This is a genomic window from Neoroseomonas lacus, from assembly GCF_014644535.1.
Taxonomy (GTDB): domain Bacteria; phylum Pseudomonadota; class Alphaproteobacteria; order Acetobacterales; family Acetobacteraceae; genus Neoroseomonas; species Neoroseomonas lacus.
The window spans coordinates 283,859-298,043 of record NZ_BMKW01000008.1; the positions used below are offsets into that span (position 1 = coordinate 283,859).

Genomic DNA, 14,185 nt, shown 5'->3' on the forward strand with positions numbered 1-14,185 from the left:
CGCATGAGCATTCTCACCACACGCCGCATCGCGCTTGGCGGCGCACTGGCCTTGCCGTTCATCCGCACCGCCTCGGCGCAGACCACGCTCGAATGGGTGGCCGGGTCGGTGGGCGGCGGCTGGTACACCATGGCCGCCGGCCTTTCCTCCCTGATCCGGGAGGAAAATCCGGACATCCAGATCCGCGTCGTGCCCGGCGGCGGCCTCGCCAACCCGACCCGCATCAACAACGGCCAGTCGCAGATCGGCTGGGGCATCGACACCTTCTCCGCCTCGGCGGTGAAGGGCACCGAACCCTACAGCGCGAAGCACGAGAAGATCCGCTGCCTCGGCACCGGCTATTCCCCGACCGAGCACCTGCTGCTGCGCCACACCGGCGCGGGGCCGGACGACATGCGCGCCATCCTGACGCAACGGGGCTTGAAGATCGGCACGCCGCAGCGTTCCTCGACGGATGAGATGACGCTGCAACGCATCCTGAAGTTCCTCGGCTCCAGCCCCGACAAGGTGCGCGCCGATGGCGGTCGCTACCTGAACGGCTCCTATGCCGATATCGGCGCGGCCTACAATGACGGGCAGGTGGACTACCTATACATCGCGCTGGCCAAGCCGGCGGCGCTGATGACCGAAGTCGCGCAGGGCCGTCGTGGCGGCCGCCTGACGGCCTTCCCCGACGACATTCGCAAGCACCTGGTCGACGAATTCTCCTATGCCGAGGGCACGCTCGATAAGACGGACTATCCGGCGCTGCTCGACGGCGCAATTCCCGTCACGATGATGGACAGCGTCATCGTGGTGAACGAATCGGTGCCGGCGGAGATCACGCAGAAGATCACTGCGACGCTGATCAAGAACCAGGGCCGGCGCCTGGCGACCATCCATCCGTCCATGGGTGGCTGGACGCCGGCCAAGGCCGTGAACTACCACGGTGTGCCGTTCCACCCCGGTGCCGTCGCCGCCTTCCGCGCCGCCGGCGTGAACCCCCCGGCGTGATGCCCGCGCACCGCGTTTTTTGCTGAGGAGAGCGCGGTGCGCGAACTTCCGTTCTGGCTCCGGACCGCCATTTTCGGTTGGCTTGCCTTCTGGGCGGCGGTGCATCTCTATTGGGGCGGCTTCGGGTTTCCGGAGCCGATCACTATCCGCAGCCTGCATCTGCTGGTCTTCACGCCGCCGCTGTTCCTGCTCTATCCGGCCTTCGCGAAGCGCTCGCCGCAGAACCGGCCGAGCGTGATGGACTGGATCTGGGCGGCGGCCTCGGCGGCACCGCATTTGTGGGTCCTCATCAACGCCGATGCGGTCAATGACCGCATGGAATACGTCGATCCGTTCACGCCAGTGATGCTTGGCCTCGCCATCCTGTGCATGGTGACGATGCTCGAGGCGATCCGCCGCGCCGTCGAGCCGGGCCTCGCTTGGATGACGGCGGGCTGCCTGCTCTACATGTTCGTCGGCCATCACCTCCCCGGCGTGCTCAACACGCGCGTCTTCACCACCTCCGAGATCATGGAGGCGGCTTGGCTGGTGCCGACGGCGGGCGGCGTCTACGGGCCGCTGACCGGGATCGTGGCGACCACCATCGCGGTCTTCATCCTGTTCGGCTCCTTCATGCAGGGCAGCGGCACGGGACGGCTCTTCGCGAATTTCGGCGCCGCCGTCGCCGGCCGCTACACCGGCGGGCCGGCGAAGGTCGCGGTCGTCTCCTCGGGCCTGTTCGGCACGATGAGCGGGTCCTCCGTCTCCAACGTCATCACCACCGGGGCGATGACCATCCCGCTGATGATCCGCATCGGCTACAAGCCGGCGGTCGCGGCCGGAATCGAAAGCGCGGCCTCGGTCGGCGGCGCGCTGATGCCGCCGGTGATGGGTGCCGCGGCCTTCGTGATGGCCGAGATCACCAACATCCCCTATGGCGACATCCTCGTCGCCGCGGCGATCGGCGCGGTGCTGTACTATTTCGCCATCCTCGCCGCCGTGCATTTCGAGGCGAAGAAGCTCGGCATCACGCCGATGGCGGCCAAGGATATCCCCGCCTGGCGCGAGGTGCTGGCCGATGCCCACCTGATCATCCCGATCGGCCTGCTCGTGTACCTGATGACCGAGCGCTGGAGCGGTAACTACGCCGCCTTCTGCGCGACGCTGGCGATGGTCGCGGTCTCCCTGCTGCGGGCGCGTACGCGCATGGGCTGGCGCGAGGTCATCGAGAGCCTGACCAATGCCGGCCTGACCATGGCGCCGCTCGCCGTTGCCATCGCCGCCTCGGGCGTGGTGGTCTCCGTGCTGACGGCGACCGGCATGGTCGTGGCCTTCGGCGGCATCATCAAGGAACTGGCGGATGGCAGCTTCGGCCTGCTCGCGGTGCTGCTCTGCCTGACCGTGCTGATCCTCGGCCTCGGCATCCCGACGACGCCGTCCTACATCATCGCCGCGGCGATCGGGGCGCCGCAGTTGCTGGAACTGGGCCGCTCGCTCGGCATCGACATGATGCAGGCGCACCTGTTCCTGTTCTACTTCGCGGTGATCGCGGATGCGACGCCACCCGTCGCCGCCTCGGCCTTCGCCGCGGCTGCCATCGCCAAGGCGAGCCCCACCATCGCCAGCCTGCATGCCTCGCGCTTCGGCATCGCCGGCTTCACGGTCGGTTTCGCCTTCCTCTACGACCCCGGCATCATGATGCGTGGCGGCATCATCGAGATCGTTTCGGCAACCTCGATCCAGGTGATGGCGCTGGTGCTGATCACCTCGGCATATGCCGGCTTCCTGATGCGGCCGATGGGCGTGCCGCTGCGGATCCTGCTCGGTGCCGCCGGGCTGTTCGCCGCCTTCGGGCATATCGCGCCGGATACCGTCCGGCTGACGATCGCCGCTGTCGCGCTTGGTGGAACGGCCCTGCTACAAATGATGATAACAAGGAAGACTTCGATGATACGACCGATCGTGGCGCTGCTGGGGCTCCTGCTGGCGGTGCCGGCGGTTGCGCAGAACGTGGCGCCACAGCAGGCGGGCCCGACGCTCTCGGCGATCCGTGCGCGTGGCATGCTGAATTGCGGCGTCTCCACCGGCGACCCTGCCTGGAGCCAGCCCGACAGCCAGGGCGTCTGGCAGGGCGTCGATGCCGATTTGTGCCGCGCCGTCGCCGCTGCCGTGCTCGGCGACCCGTCCAAGGTCTCCTGGCATCCGCTGACCGGCCAGACGCGCTTTGCCGCGCTGTCGGGCGGGCAGATCGACATGCTCGCGCGCACCACCACCTGGACCTTCCTGCGCGATGCGGTGAACGGGCTGAACTTCACCGCGCCCTATTTCATGGATGGCCAGGGCTTCCTGGTGAAGGCCGACAGCGGCATCGAGCACGCCAACCAGCTCGACGGCGCGAGCATCTGCCTGACCGCAGCCAGCACGCATGAACTCAACCTGCAGGATTGGGCACGGCAGGCGAATATCCGTTTCCAGCCGGTCGTCTTCGCCGACAAGGACGAGGCGCGCCGCGCCTATGAGAGCGGCCGCTGCGACGCCTACACGGCCGATTCCAGCCAGCTCGCCGCCATCCGCGTCGCCTTCACCAACCCGGCTGCGCATCGCCTGCTGCCCGAGCGCATCAGCAAGGAACCCTACGCCGTCGCCGTCCGCCAGGGCGACGACCAGTGGTTCGACATCGTGCGCTTCGTCACCTTCGGCCTGATCGAGGCCGAGGAACTCGGCGTCACGCGCGAGAACGCCGCGACGCTCGCGGTCGACAGCCCACGCCCGGCCGTGCAGCGCCTGCTCGGGCGCACGGGGGATCTCGGCCCGACGGTTGGGCTCGACCGCGCCTGGCTGCTGAACGCGGTCAAGGCCGTCGGCAATTACGGCGAGATCTATGACCGCCATCTCGGTGCCAACAGCCCCGTGCGACTTCCGCGCGGGCCGAACGCCCTGTGGAACGCCGGCGGCCTGCTCTGGAGCCCGCCGATCCGCTGACCCACGCCTCTTCTGGTCGGGCAGCCCTGCGCCCGGCCGGAAGCCGAGCCGATCGTGCCGGCGCGCCCCCTGGCGCCGGTCTCGATGCCGGCGATATGCTCCCGGCCGCGATCATCAAGAATACCTCCGGGAGAAAGCACTATGAATCGGACTGTCCTCGCCGCGCTCGCGTTGATGACGGCTGGCCCCGCTCTGGCGCAAACCGCCTCGCCTGGCCCCACCCTCACCGCGGTCCGCGCGCGCGACGCCGTTGTCTGCGGTGCGCATCCCGGCTCGCCAGGTTTCGGCGTGATGGACAGCCAGGGTGTCTATCGCGGCCTCGATGCCGATACCTGCCGCGCCATCGCGGCGGCGACCCTCGGTGATGGCGACAAGGTGCGCTGGACGCTGCTGTCGTCGCAGGCGCGCATGCCGGCCTTGCAGTCAGGCACGGTCGACCTGCTCGCCCGCACGACGACCTGGACGCAGACGCGCGACACGGCGAATGGGCTGAACTTCACCGCCGTCACCTTCTATGACGGACAGGGCTTCCTGATCCGCCGCTCGGCCGGCGTGACGCGTGCGCGCGAACTCGAAGGTGCGACGGTCTGCGTCACCTCGGGCACCACCAATGAGCTGAACCTCACCGATTGGGCGCGCGCCAACAACGTGCGCATCCAGCCGCTGGTCTTCGACCAGAACGAGGAAACCCGAAACGCCTATACTGCCGGGCGCTGCGACGTCTACAGCACCGACGCCTCGCAGCTTGCCGGCATCCGCTCCACCCAGCGCGATCCGTCCGAACACGTCATCCTGCCCGATATCATCTCGAAGGAACCGTTGACCCCGGCGGTGCGCCACGGCGACGACCAGTGGTTCGACATCGTCCGCTGGACGGTCTTCGCGCTTCTCGAGGCGGAAGAACTCGGCGTCACCCAGGCCAATGTCGACGAGATGCTCAACAGCACCAACGCGTCGATCCGCCGCCTGCTCGGCCAGACCGGCGACCACGGGCCGCTCATGGGCCTCGACCGGCGCTGGGCCTACAATGCGATCAAGGCGGTCGGCAATTATGGCGAGATCTACGACCGCCACATGGGCCCCAACACGCCCATCGGCCTGCCGCGTGGCATCAATGCGCTGTGGAACCAGGGCGGGCTGATGTACGCGCCGCCGATCCGCTGACTGTGCCGCGAGCCGGAGAGGGGCCTCGCCCCTCTTCGCGCCTCATGCCGTCGAACCCTTTCCGATGACGGTGTCATCGGGCAGGCGAACGTCATGGCGCACAGGATTGGTTTCGCGGCCGCGCGCGAAACCGAGGCTCTGATGCAGCTCAGCCGGAGGGCTGGCCCGTATCAGCCCAGTAGGCCGAACACGTTCAGCAGGATGATGACCGTGACCGGCACGCCAAGTACCCACAGGAAGATCGATCGCATGGCATTCTCCTCCGCTGGACGACGCTGTCCCGGCGAATGAACGCGGCGATCGCGACAAAGGTTGCGCCTCAGCGACGCTCGTAGATCAGCCGCGCTCGGATGGTGCCCGGCAGGGCGCGGAATTCCTCGAGGATCGCCTGTGCGTCGCGCTTGGCTTCCTCGCTGTCGACCACGACATAACCGACCGACCCGGCCGTCTGGTAATACTGGCCGGAGATGTTCAGCCCGCGCTTGGCGAAGCTCTCGTTGATGCGCGAGAGGATGCCCGGCGCGTCGCGATGCACATGCACCCAGCGCGCCCCGGTCGGCCGTGCGGGTAGTTCCACCTGCGGGAAGTTCACCGCGCCCATCGTCGCGCCGGTGTCGGAGAATTCGATCAGCTTGCGGCTGACCTCGTCGCCGATGCGCCACTGCGCCTCGCCGGTCGAACCGCCGATATGCGGCGTCAGGATGACATTCGGCAGCCCCTGCAGCGGCGAGACGAAGGCCTCGCCATTGCGCGACGGCTCTACCGGGAATACGTCGATCGCCGCCCCCAGCAGATGCCCATCGCGCAGCCCATCGGCCAGCGCGTCGAGGTCCACCACCGTGCCGCGCGCGTTGTTGACGAACACCGCGCCCTTCTTCATCGCGCCGATCTCGGCCGCGCCGATCATGTTCTTCGTGTCGGGCGTCTCGGGCACATGCACCGTGATCGCGTCCGACTCCGCCAGCAGCGCGTGCAGCGAGGTCATCGGCTGCGCATTGCCATGCGGCAGCTTGCCGGTGCGGTCCCAGTAGATGACGCGCATGCCAAAGGCTTCGGCGAGCACCGACAGCTGGCTGCCGATATTCCCGTAGCCGACGATGCCGAGCGTCTTGCCGCGCACCTCCCAGGAATTCGCCGCCGACTTGTCCCACTCGCCACGATGCGCCGCGTTCGACTTGGGGAAGATGCCGCGCATCAGCATCACGATCTCGCCGAGCGTCAGTTCGGCGACGGAGCGCGTGTTGGAAAACGGCGCATTGAACACCGGAATGCCGCGATGCGCCGCCGCTTCCAGATCCACCTGGTTGGTGCCGATGCAGAAGCAACCGATCGCGAAGAGCCGGTCGGCCGCTTCGAGCACCTCCGCCGTCACCTGGGTACGTGAGCGGATGCCCAGCACATGCACGCCCTTGATCGCCTTGATCAGCGCGGCACCCTCGAGCGCCTTCGGCTCGCGCTTGACCGTGGCGTAGCCGGCATGGGCGAGCTGCTCGATCGCGCTGTCCGAAATGCCTTCGAGCAGCAGGATGCGGATCTTTTCCTTGGGCAGGGACAGGCGGGTCGGGGACATCGTTATGCCGAAACAGGGGAGGGGGCGCGTTTCCTGCTCCCTTCGCGCCCGCGAGACAAGGGCGGGTGCCGATGGCGCACCTATTGCTTGGCTTCTTCCGGAGTCGGCATGGTGCAACACAGCGGCCGGACACGCCGCGCGGGGATGCTTCGATGGACGTCGCCTATCTTTCCGAATGGGCCAACCTGCTGCTGCGCTGGCTGCACCTGATCACCGGCATCGCCTGGATCGGCACGTCCTTCTACTTCATAGGCCTCGATAGTCAGCTCGACCCCGCGAAGGACGGCAATCCCCGCGTCGCCGGCGAGCAATGGTCCATCCATGGCGGCGGCTTCTACCACAAGCAGAAGTACCTCCTGGCGCCGGAGCGCCTGCCGGAGAAACTGCACTGGTTCAAATGGGAAGCCTATTGGACCTGGCTCAGCGGCTTCTCGCTGTTTGTCCTGATCTATTGGGGCCAGGCCTCGACCTATCTGGTCGACCCCGCGGTGCTCGACATGCCGGCCTGGCTCGCCGTGCTGCTGAGCGCCGCGCTGCTGGCCGGCGGCTGGGTCGGCTACGACCAGCTCTGCCGCTCGAAACTCGGGGAGAACGAGGCGCTGCTTGGCGCCATCGGCGCCGCCGCGCTGGCGGTCACCGCCTTCGTCTCCTGCCACCTGTTCGGCGGGCGCGGCGCCTTCCTGCAGGTCGGCGCGATGACCGGCACGATCATGGCGGCCAATGTCGCGATGGTCATCATCCCCGGCCAGAAGAAGATGGTCGCGGCGATGCAGAAGGGTGAGCTGCCCGACCCCAAATACGGCCGCTGGGGCAAGCAGCGCAGCGTGCACAACACATATCTGACGCTGCCCGTCATCTTCATCATGATCTCGCCGCACTACCCGATGACCTTCCAGTCGCAGTGGAACTGGCTGGTGCTGCTGGCGATCGGCCTGTCCGGCGCGCTGGTGCGCCAGTATTTCGTGCTGCGGCAGAAGGGCGCCAACCCGGTCTGGCTGCCGGCGGCGGGTGCGGCGGTGGTTGCCCTGCTCATCGTCACCGGTGCGCCCGAACGCGGCACCGGCAGCGCCGGCGAGGCGCCCGCCTTCGCCGAGGTGCAGACCATCGTCGCCTCGCGCTGCGTCGCCTGCCACGCCGCGCGGCCGACCATGGATGGCTTCGCCGCCCCGCCCAAGGGCGTCATGATGGAAACGCCGCAGCAGATCCGCCGCTGGGCAGCCGGCCTGCGCCAGCAGGTGCAGACCGAGGCCATGCCCCCCGGCAACATGACCGAGATCACCCCCGAGGAACGCGCCAAGCTGGTCGCGTGGGTCGCCGCCGGCGCGCCGGCCGAGTGAGAGGCCCGTCGCGATCCACGTGCCTGAGGCCGGTATCGGCCCGCACCGCCCGGCATGGCGAGAGCAGGCTGGGCCCGGCTGCCGGCCCGGCTTTCTCAAGCGGCCTGCGGTCCTTCCACCTGCGGTTGCGCTGCCGCTGGCGTGACCTGTAGGAAGGCGAAACGACGCCGGCATTGGGGGAGCGAGTCGTGCCGCGGTCCGCGATCATCCTTCTCGGTTGCCTGCTGCTCGGCTGCGCGTTGCCGCCCAATACCGCCCTGCGCGACTGGGCGCGTCTGGCCAGCGTGCTCGCCGACCACCCCAGCGCCGCGGCTGCCCCCAACCCCGCCCAGCGCGACGGCCTGCTCGCCCAGCAGCAGGCGCTCGCCATCTATCTCTACGCCCTCTCGGTGCTGGCCACCGAGGAGAGCACCCTGACCTTCCGGCCCGAACCCTTCGCGCCACTGCCGTCGCGCGCCGCCGCCGCGGACCCCGCCGCCGGTCCGGCGGTGGCCGAGATCGGCCGCCTGCTCGCCGCCGCCCGTGCTGCCAACCTGCCCCCCGGGGCGCGTGCCCGGAGCGCCGGCTCCGCCACCGTCGTTGAGGATCTGCGCCTGCGCCCGCTGATCCGCGCGGCCGACGCGCCGGTGCAGATGCTGGTCGGCACGCTGTCCCGTGGCACGACCGGCCCGGAGGAAGAAACCTACCGCCAGGTGCTGGCCGCGATTGGCCAGGGCCATGCCATGCTCAAGGCCCAGGCGGGGGATATCCGGCAACGCGAGACGGCCCGCGACATCATGGCCCAGGAGGATCGCTTGCGCCGCCTCATGCTGATCCTCGCGCCCGACCCCGCGGTCGGATTGCGGCCCGACCCGGCCGGCCTCGTCGGCGCCGTGGTGCAACCGTGAGGCGCCACGTCGCCGTGCTGGCGGTGCTGCTGGCGGCCGCCTGCAACGCGCCGGACTACACCGCGGTGCGCGACTGGGCCCGCACCGCGAGCCTCGCCGCCGATTTCCCGGCCGGCCGCCTGCCGCCGCCCGCCTCGGCGGATGTGCGCGAGGGCGGCCTCGCGATGCGCGACGCGCTCGCGACCTACCTCACATCGCTGGCGCGCATGGCCGATGACGGCGTGCTGCCCTACCCGGAAAACCCCTTCGTCGAGCTCGCTCCCCAGGCCGGCCGCGCCGGCACCGGCGGCGAACAGCCGGTCGCGGCCCTCGGCGCCTTCCTCCGGTTGGCGACGCGGCAGAACTGGCAGGCGCCGCGCCTGCGTGAGGCGATCACCCTCAACGACCCCTCGGTGCAGGCGCTGGCGCATGCGCTGACGGCGGCGCTCGCCCGCAACGCCGACCCCGGCGAACCGCCCGCCATCGCCACCGCCCGCGCGCAATATGCCGGTATCATCACCCGCATCGGCGCCGACCACGCGCTGCTCGCCGCCCATGCCGACGACATCACCGATGAGGAGGTAGTGGAACTGATCCGTGCCGCCGAGGACCGCATGCGCCGCTCGGTGCTCGCGCTGCCGCGCCCGGCGATGCCGGCCGAGCCGCCACGCTGATGCGGCGGAGTTGCTTCGCCGGCCTGCTCGTCATCGCGCTGGCGGCGCTGCTGCCGGCCATCGCCGCCGCGCAAACCACCACCGACCAAGTCGATGGCCTGCTCGACCGCATCGACGCCATCCGCGCGCAGCTCGCCCCGCGCGGGTCGGGCGTGCTCGGGCTGATGGGCTACAACATGTCGCCTGACGGGTCGGCCAATGCGTTGGAGGTCGAACGCGGCAATGCCAAGACCGAGCTCGGTTCCTCGGTCATGCAGCTCGGCCAGTTTGGCGCCGGCTTCACCGTGTCGGAGAGCTTCCCGCTCTGGCTCGAAGGCTATGTGGGCTATGCGCGCTACGATCCGCGCGCGGTGTTCACCGATCTGCCGCCGCGGCAGCACCCGCTGCGCTGGAACAACCTCGCTGCGACGGTGGGCGTCGGGTACGACATCCGCTTAGCCGAATACCTCTGGCTGCGGCCGATCTTCAACGTGTCGGGCGGCTATGCCACGTCCGATTCCTCACTCTTCGCCAGCTTCATCGACTATCGCACCGGTCGCGAGGTCGCCGCGCTCACCGACAAGCACGTCAATGTCTGGGGCATCGGCGGGTCGCTGATGCTGGCCTATTACGACCACCGCCCGTCGCGCGATATCGATGTCGAGCTACGCTACACGCAGATCTATCTGCAGACCTTCGGCGACACGATCCGGGCGGCGCGCGGCACCGCCATGGCGCAGACGCTCGGCCTGTGGGCCCGTTATCGCTGGCCGACCGGCTGGGAGGCCTTCGGCCGGCCGGTGCGCTGGGTGCTGGATGGCTCCTTCAGCTACTATCTCGGAGACCAGGAATCGGCGCTCGGCTTCAGTTGGGCGGCCAAGGCCGGCGGCGGCATCGAGGTCGATGTCGGCCGCTACGAATTCGGCGCCGCCGGGCTCTATGTCTCGCGCATCCGTCTCGTTGCGCGTTATTTCCTCGGCGACAACAACGTCACCGGCACATCCGTCGGCATCGGCATCAGCTTCTGAGGTCCCGCATGGCAGGCACCGGCCCCGGCACGCTCTCGACCCATGTCCTCAACACCGCCGAGGGCATCCCCGCCGCCGGCGTGCGGGTCGAGCTGTGGCGCCTCGACCCCGACCCCGTACCGGTCAGCAGCACGCTGACCAACGACGACGGCCGCACTGTCGACCCGCTGCTGCCACCGGGCGGCTTCCGCGCCGGGCGCTACGAACTGCGCTTTCATATCGGCGCCTATTTCACCGCGCGGGGCATCGCGCCGGAGCCGCTGTTCCTCGACGTGGTGGCGGTGAATTTCGGCATGGCGGACGGTGTCGGGCACTACCATGTGCCGCTGGCCTGCACGCCGTGGTCGTATTCGACCTACCGGGGGTCGTGACCCGGGGCGCAGGCCGAACCCGCTACAACAGAAACCATCCCGCCGCCGGCGCTGCGCCGCCGTGGATCTCGACGGCGAGCTCCGCCGTGCCATCGCCATCGACATCGCCCTCGGCCAGCTGCACCCCGTCCGCGAGCGCCGTAACCCGCAGATCCGCCGCCCCCGTCGCCCCGAAGGCCGCGCCGCCGATGAAGACGGATCCCTGATCGAGCGGTGCCACCGGGTCCGTGCCGATCAGCCGCAGGTCCAGCCGGTCGAAGCCGTCGGTCGCGTTGGAGGTGAAGTCCAGGATCACATCCCGCAGCCCCGGCGCGCCGTCCGAGGCGATGCTGATGCGGAACTGGTCCGCCCCGGCCCCGCCGATCAGCACGTCGTTGCCGCCCCGCCATTCAGGCTGCCCGGGCCGGCCAGGCCATACAGCGCATTGTTCGCCGCATTGCCGACCAAGCTGTTGTCCGGCGTATTGCCGAACCCCGTCAGCAGGGTCGGCCACGCCCGCCTCAGTGCCTCGAGGAGGTCAGCGTCCAGCTGGTCCCGGTCGTCGCCCCGCCTTCCTCTCAGGCCCGCACCAGCCCGCTCGCCGGGCTCGCCGCATCGCTCCCCGGAAACGCCCGCGCCACCGCCTGCGCCGGCAGTTTCAGGTGGTCGCGCAGCAGCCCCTTGGCCAGCGAGCGGAAATCCGTGGTCGGCGCCAGGTCGCGGTTCTGGAACAGCGCGCGTTCCGACAGCCCCGGCCAATCGCCACCGACGCGCCCACCCGCCACCGCGCCCCCGGCCAGGAAGGCGACGCCGCCCGTGCCATGGTCGGTGCCGCCGGTGCCGTTGATGCGCACGGTACGGCCGAATTCGGTCACCACCAGCACCGCCGTCCGGCGCCAATGCTGGCCCAACGCTTCCTTGAGCCCCCCCAGCCCGTCATCGAGCTGCGACAGCGGCCCGTTCAGTCGATTGACCTGCTGCGCATGGGTGTCCCACCCCGTCAGTTCGAAGGCGGCGACCCGCGGCCCGTCCGCCTGCGCCATCAACCGGCCGGCGGCCAGCGCCAGCGTCCGGAACGCGTCGCGCGCCGGCGGCCGGCCGCCGGCATCCTCGCCCAGGGTCGTCGCCGCATAGCCACGCGCGCTCAACCCTTCGGCGATGGCCGGGCCGGTGATCGGGTCGTGCTCGTTCAACGCGGCGATGCGCGCCATCAGGTCGGGGGAGGGCCGCCCGGCGCCACGCGGGGCATAGGTGCCGACATGAGTGGGCCCGCGCATCAGCAACGGCAGGTCGGTGCCGACCGCAAGCCCATTCGGCTGCGCCCCCGGCCGCGCCGGCACGGCCGAGAGCGCCCGGTTCAGCCAGCCACTCGCCAATCGCTGATCCGCGCCGGACTCCAGCAGGTCCTGCGCGTCGAAATGGCTGCGGGTACGCCAGTTGCCGGCCACCGCATGGATCACCATCGCCTCATTGGCCGCATACATCGCATGCAGCTGCGGCATGCGCGGATGCAGCCCGAAACGGCCGCCCAGGTCGAGCAGCCCGTTCTCCTGCCCCGGCTCGGGCAAGGCAAGGGCGCCGCGCAGCTCGCCGAAACCGGCCTCGCCATAGGGCTGCACGGCGAACAGCCCATCCAGCCCGCCGCGCAGCAGCACGATGGCAAGCCGGGCCTCGCCCGGCGCCTGGGCGAAGGCGACGCGCGCCCGCGGCAAGGTGATGGCCGCGCCAAGGCCGAGCAGGAAGCTGCGGCGGCGGAGGTCGGGCAGATGCATGGTCATCGGCGTTGGAACTCCGGGCTGGTCAGCACAAGTGTCAGGGCCTCCCGCGCCGAGCCGGCCCGGGCGGTGGCGCGTAGCGTCTCGGGCTTGGTCAACGGGCCGAGCACCGCCTCGGCCAGATCGCCGGCATCCCGCCCGGCGCCCCGCGCCGACAGGCCATTCGCGAGGTCGATGCGGCGAACCATCAATTCGGGCGAGGCCCAGGCGGCGGCGGTATCCGGAAAGCCGATCGGCGCCGGCGGCGACCACCAGGACTGCCCAAGGAACTGCGTCATGGCGAAAGCGCGCGCGGCGCTGTCGGCCGGCGCCTCGACGGCGCGCAACACGCTGATCAGGTAGTCCTGCGGGGCGCGCAGCTTGGTCAGCGGCGGGTCCCAGGCCTCCGGCATCGCCACCAGCGCGCGCGCCGCGGCACCGAGGTCGCCCCGCGTGTCCCGCAATACGCCATGGATCCGCTCGACCGCGGCCGGCGGCGGGTCATCGGCGACGAAGTGACGGACCAGCTTGGTCGCCAGGTGTCGATGCGTCTTTTCATGCTGGGCCAGCCAGGCCAGCGCCATGACGCCACCCTCCTGACCCTCGGGGAAGGTCTGGCCCATCAGGGTCTTGGGACCGGGTTCATGCGCCTGGGGCCGGAAGATGAAGCCGAAGGGCTCGCGCGCGGCATTGATGGTCCAGCCGGTCAGGATCGCGGCGAAGCTGGTCACGTCGGCCTGCGTATAGCCGGCGGCCGGGCTGACGGTGTGCAGTTCCAGGATCTCGCGCGCCAGGTTCTCGTTCAGCCCGCGCCCGCTGCGCCGGCCGATCGGGCTGTTCGGCCCGACCGAGCCGGAATTGTCGAGGTAGTCCAGCATGGCCGGATGCCGCGCCATGGCCAGCAGCATGTCCCCGAAGCGGCCGGTGACATGGGGCCGGATCGCTTCCCGCGCGTAGAGGCCGGCGTAATAGGGAACCTTGCGGCGGTCGACCGCCAGGTGGTTGGTCCAGAACGCCACCAGGCGTTCGCGGAAGCCCTGCTGGCCGCCGATCGCCAGGGCGAGGGCGGCGACGGCTTCCTCCCGCACGATGCGCCCCTGGTTCGGCCGGCCCACGCCGCCGGCGCGCACCCGCTCGGTATCCTCCAGCCGGGCAGCGAAGATGGCGGGCACCGTACTGGGTAGGTCGTCGGCCAACTCCGGGCCCGGCAGGCCGGGGGCCAGCTGCGAGTCGAGCCAAGCGACCGGGTCGCCCGGAACGGGATCGGTTGGGCGTCGGCCCTGGGCGAAGCGAATGGCGGCGATGGCAGACTTGGCATCCATCATGGTATTTTAGGCGCTTGGAGGTCCGCCGGCACGCAACAAAGCGTGTCGACCGCCCCGCGGAGGGCAGCCGTGACGGCGCTGCGGGACAGCTTCTGTCATGTTGCGCTTGCAATGCATGGCCGGACGTCGCAGATAGCCGCACCGACTAATCGGCGTGAACCCTTGGGGCGGCGCGGAGCGGATG

Annotated in this window: 12 protein-coding genes; 8 read left to right on the forward strand and 4 right to left on the reverse strand. The window is 69.7% G+C overall.

The window, feature by feature from the left end:
• The first annotated feature begins 3 nt into the window (after positions 1–3).
• The 3 genes from IEY36_RS17345 (at position 4) to IEY36_RS17355 (ending at position 5,118) form a co-directional block, all read left to right on the forward strand.
• On the forward strand, positions 4–993 hold the full coding sequence (locus IEY36_RS17345; protein WP_188968901.1) for a TAXI family TRAP transporter solute-binding subunit: 990 nt from the start codon (positions 4–6) through the stop codon (positions 991–993).
• Between the two features lie 36 nt (positions 994–1,029).
• Positions 1,030–3,954, forward strand: a complete 2,925-nt coding sequence (locus IEY36_RS17350) for a TRAP transporter fused permease subunit (RefSeq protein ID WP_188968903.1) — start codon at positions 1,030–1,032, stop codon at positions 3,952–3,954.
• A gap of 141 nt (positions 3,955–4,095) precedes the next feature.
• A complete protein-coding gene (locus tag IEY36_RS17355) occupies positions 4,096–5,118 on the forward strand; it encodes an amino acid ABC transporter substrate-binding protein (RefSeq protein WP_188968905.1) in 1,023 nt (340 codons plus the stop codon).
• Between the two features lie 319 nt (positions 5,119–5,437).
• Here the strand turns inward: IEY36_RS17355 and serA are convergent, their stop codons facing one another.
• Complete coding sequence (gene serA, locus IEY36_RS17360) at positions 5,438–6,688, reverse strand: phosphoglycerate dehydrogenase (protein ID WP_188968907.1); 1,251 nt, start codon at positions 6,686–6,688, stop codon at positions 5,438–5,440.
• Between the two features lie 152 nt (positions 6,689–6,840).
• On the opposite strand from serA, the gene IEY36_RS17365 reads away from it, so the two are divergent.
• The 5 genes from IEY36_RS17365 (at position 6,841) to uraH (ending at position 10,943) form a co-directional block, all read left to right on the forward strand.
• Positions 6,841–8,025 carry a urate hydroxylase PuuD gene (locus IEY36_RS17365; RefSeq protein ID WP_188968909.1) on the forward strand — a complete coding sequence of 395 codons (1,185 nt, stop codon included), beginning with the start codon at positions 6,841–6,843 and terminating at the stop codon, positions 8,023–8,025.
• A 188-nt stretch (positions 8,026–8,213) separates the two neighbouring features.
• Positions 8,214–8,912: a hypothetical protein gene (locus IEY36_RS17370; protein WP_188968911.1), complete on the forward strand. Its 699-nt coding sequence runs from the start codon at positions 8,214–8,216 to the stop codon at positions 8,910–8,912.
• Positions 8,909–9,565 (forward strand): hypothetical protein, encoded by a 657-nt coding sequence (locus IEY36_RS17375; protein WP_188968913.1) that lies wholly within the window; start codon positions 8,909–8,911, stop codon positions 9,563–9,565. The genes IEY36_RS17370 and IEY36_RS17375 overlap by 4 nt, the downstream gene beginning before the upstream one ends.
• A complete protein-coding gene (locus IEY36_RS17380) occupies positions 9,565–10,572 on the forward strand; it encodes a hypothetical protein (protein ID WP_188968915.1) in 1,008 nt (335 codons plus the stop codon). The genes IEY36_RS17375 and IEY36_RS17380 overlap by 1 nt, the downstream gene beginning before the upstream one ends.
• 8 nt (positions 10,573–10,580) lie before the next feature.
• Complete coding sequence (uraH, locus tag IEY36_RS17385; RefSeq protein ID WP_188968923.1) at positions 10,581–10,943, forward strand: hydroxyisourate hydrolase; 363 nt, start codon at positions 10,581–10,583, stop codon at positions 10,941–10,943.
• Positions 10,944–10,965: 22 nt separating this feature from the next.
• Here the strand turns inward: uraH and IEY36_RS17390 are convergent, their stop codons facing one another.
• The 3 genes from IEY36_RS17390 to IEY36_RS17400 all read right to left on the reverse strand — a co-directional run bounded on the left by IEY36_RS17390 (position 10,966) and on the right by IEY36_RS17400 (position 14,001).
• Positions 10,966–11,313, reverse strand: a complete 348-nt coding sequence (locus IEY36_RS17390; RefSeq protein WP_188968925.1) for a hypothetical protein — start codon at positions 11,311–11,313, stop codon at positions 10,966–10,968.
• A 187-nt stretch (positions 11,314–11,500) separates the two neighbouring features.
• A complete protein-coding gene (locus tag IEY36_RS17395) occupies positions 11,501–12,694 on the reverse strand; it encodes a DUF1501 domain-containing protein (RefSeq protein ID WP_188969139.1) in 1,194 nt (397 codons plus the stop codon).
• 2 nt (positions 12,695–12,696) lie between these two features.
• Positions 12,697–14,001 carry a DUF1800 domain-containing protein gene (locus IEY36_RS17400; protein WP_308423183.1) on the reverse strand — a complete coding sequence of 435 codons (1,305 nt, stop codon included), beginning with the start codon at positions 13,999–14,001 and terminating at the stop codon, positions 12,697–12,699.
• Positions 14,002–14,185 lie beyond the last annotated feature (184 nt).

Coding starts and splice junctions, on each gene's coding strand:
- IEY36_RS17345 (WP_188968901.1), top strand. CDS start 4: ATGAGCATTCTCACCACACGCCGCATCGCGCTTGGCGGCGCACTGGCC.
- IEY36_RS17355 (WP_188968905.1), top strand. CDS start 4,096: ATGAATCGGACTGTCCTCGCCGCGCTCGCGTTGATGACGGCTGGCCCC.
- serA (WP_188968907.1), bottom strand. CDS start 6,688: ATGTCCCCGACCCGCCTGTCCCTGCCCAAGGAAAAGATCCGCATCCTG.
- IEY36_RS17365 (WP_188968909.1), top strand. CDS start 6,841: ATGGACGTCGCCTATCTTTCCGAATGGGCCAACCTGCTGCTGCGCTGG.
- IEY36_RS17380 (WP_188968915.1), top strand. CDS start 9,565: ATGCGGCGGAGTTGCTTCGCCGGCCTGCTCGTCATCGCGCTGGCGGCG.
- uraH (WP_188968923.1), top strand. CDS start 10,581: ATGGCAGGCACCGGCCCCGGCACGCTCTCGACCCATGTCCTCAACACC.
- IEY36_RS17395 (WP_188969139.1), bottom strand. CDS start 12,694: ATGCATCTGCCCGACCTCCGCCGCCGCAGCTTCCTGCTCGGCCTTGGC.
- IEY36_RS17400 (WP_308423183.1), bottom strand. CDS start 14,001: ATGATGGATGCCAAGTCTGCCATCGCCGCCATTCGCTTCGCCCAGGGC.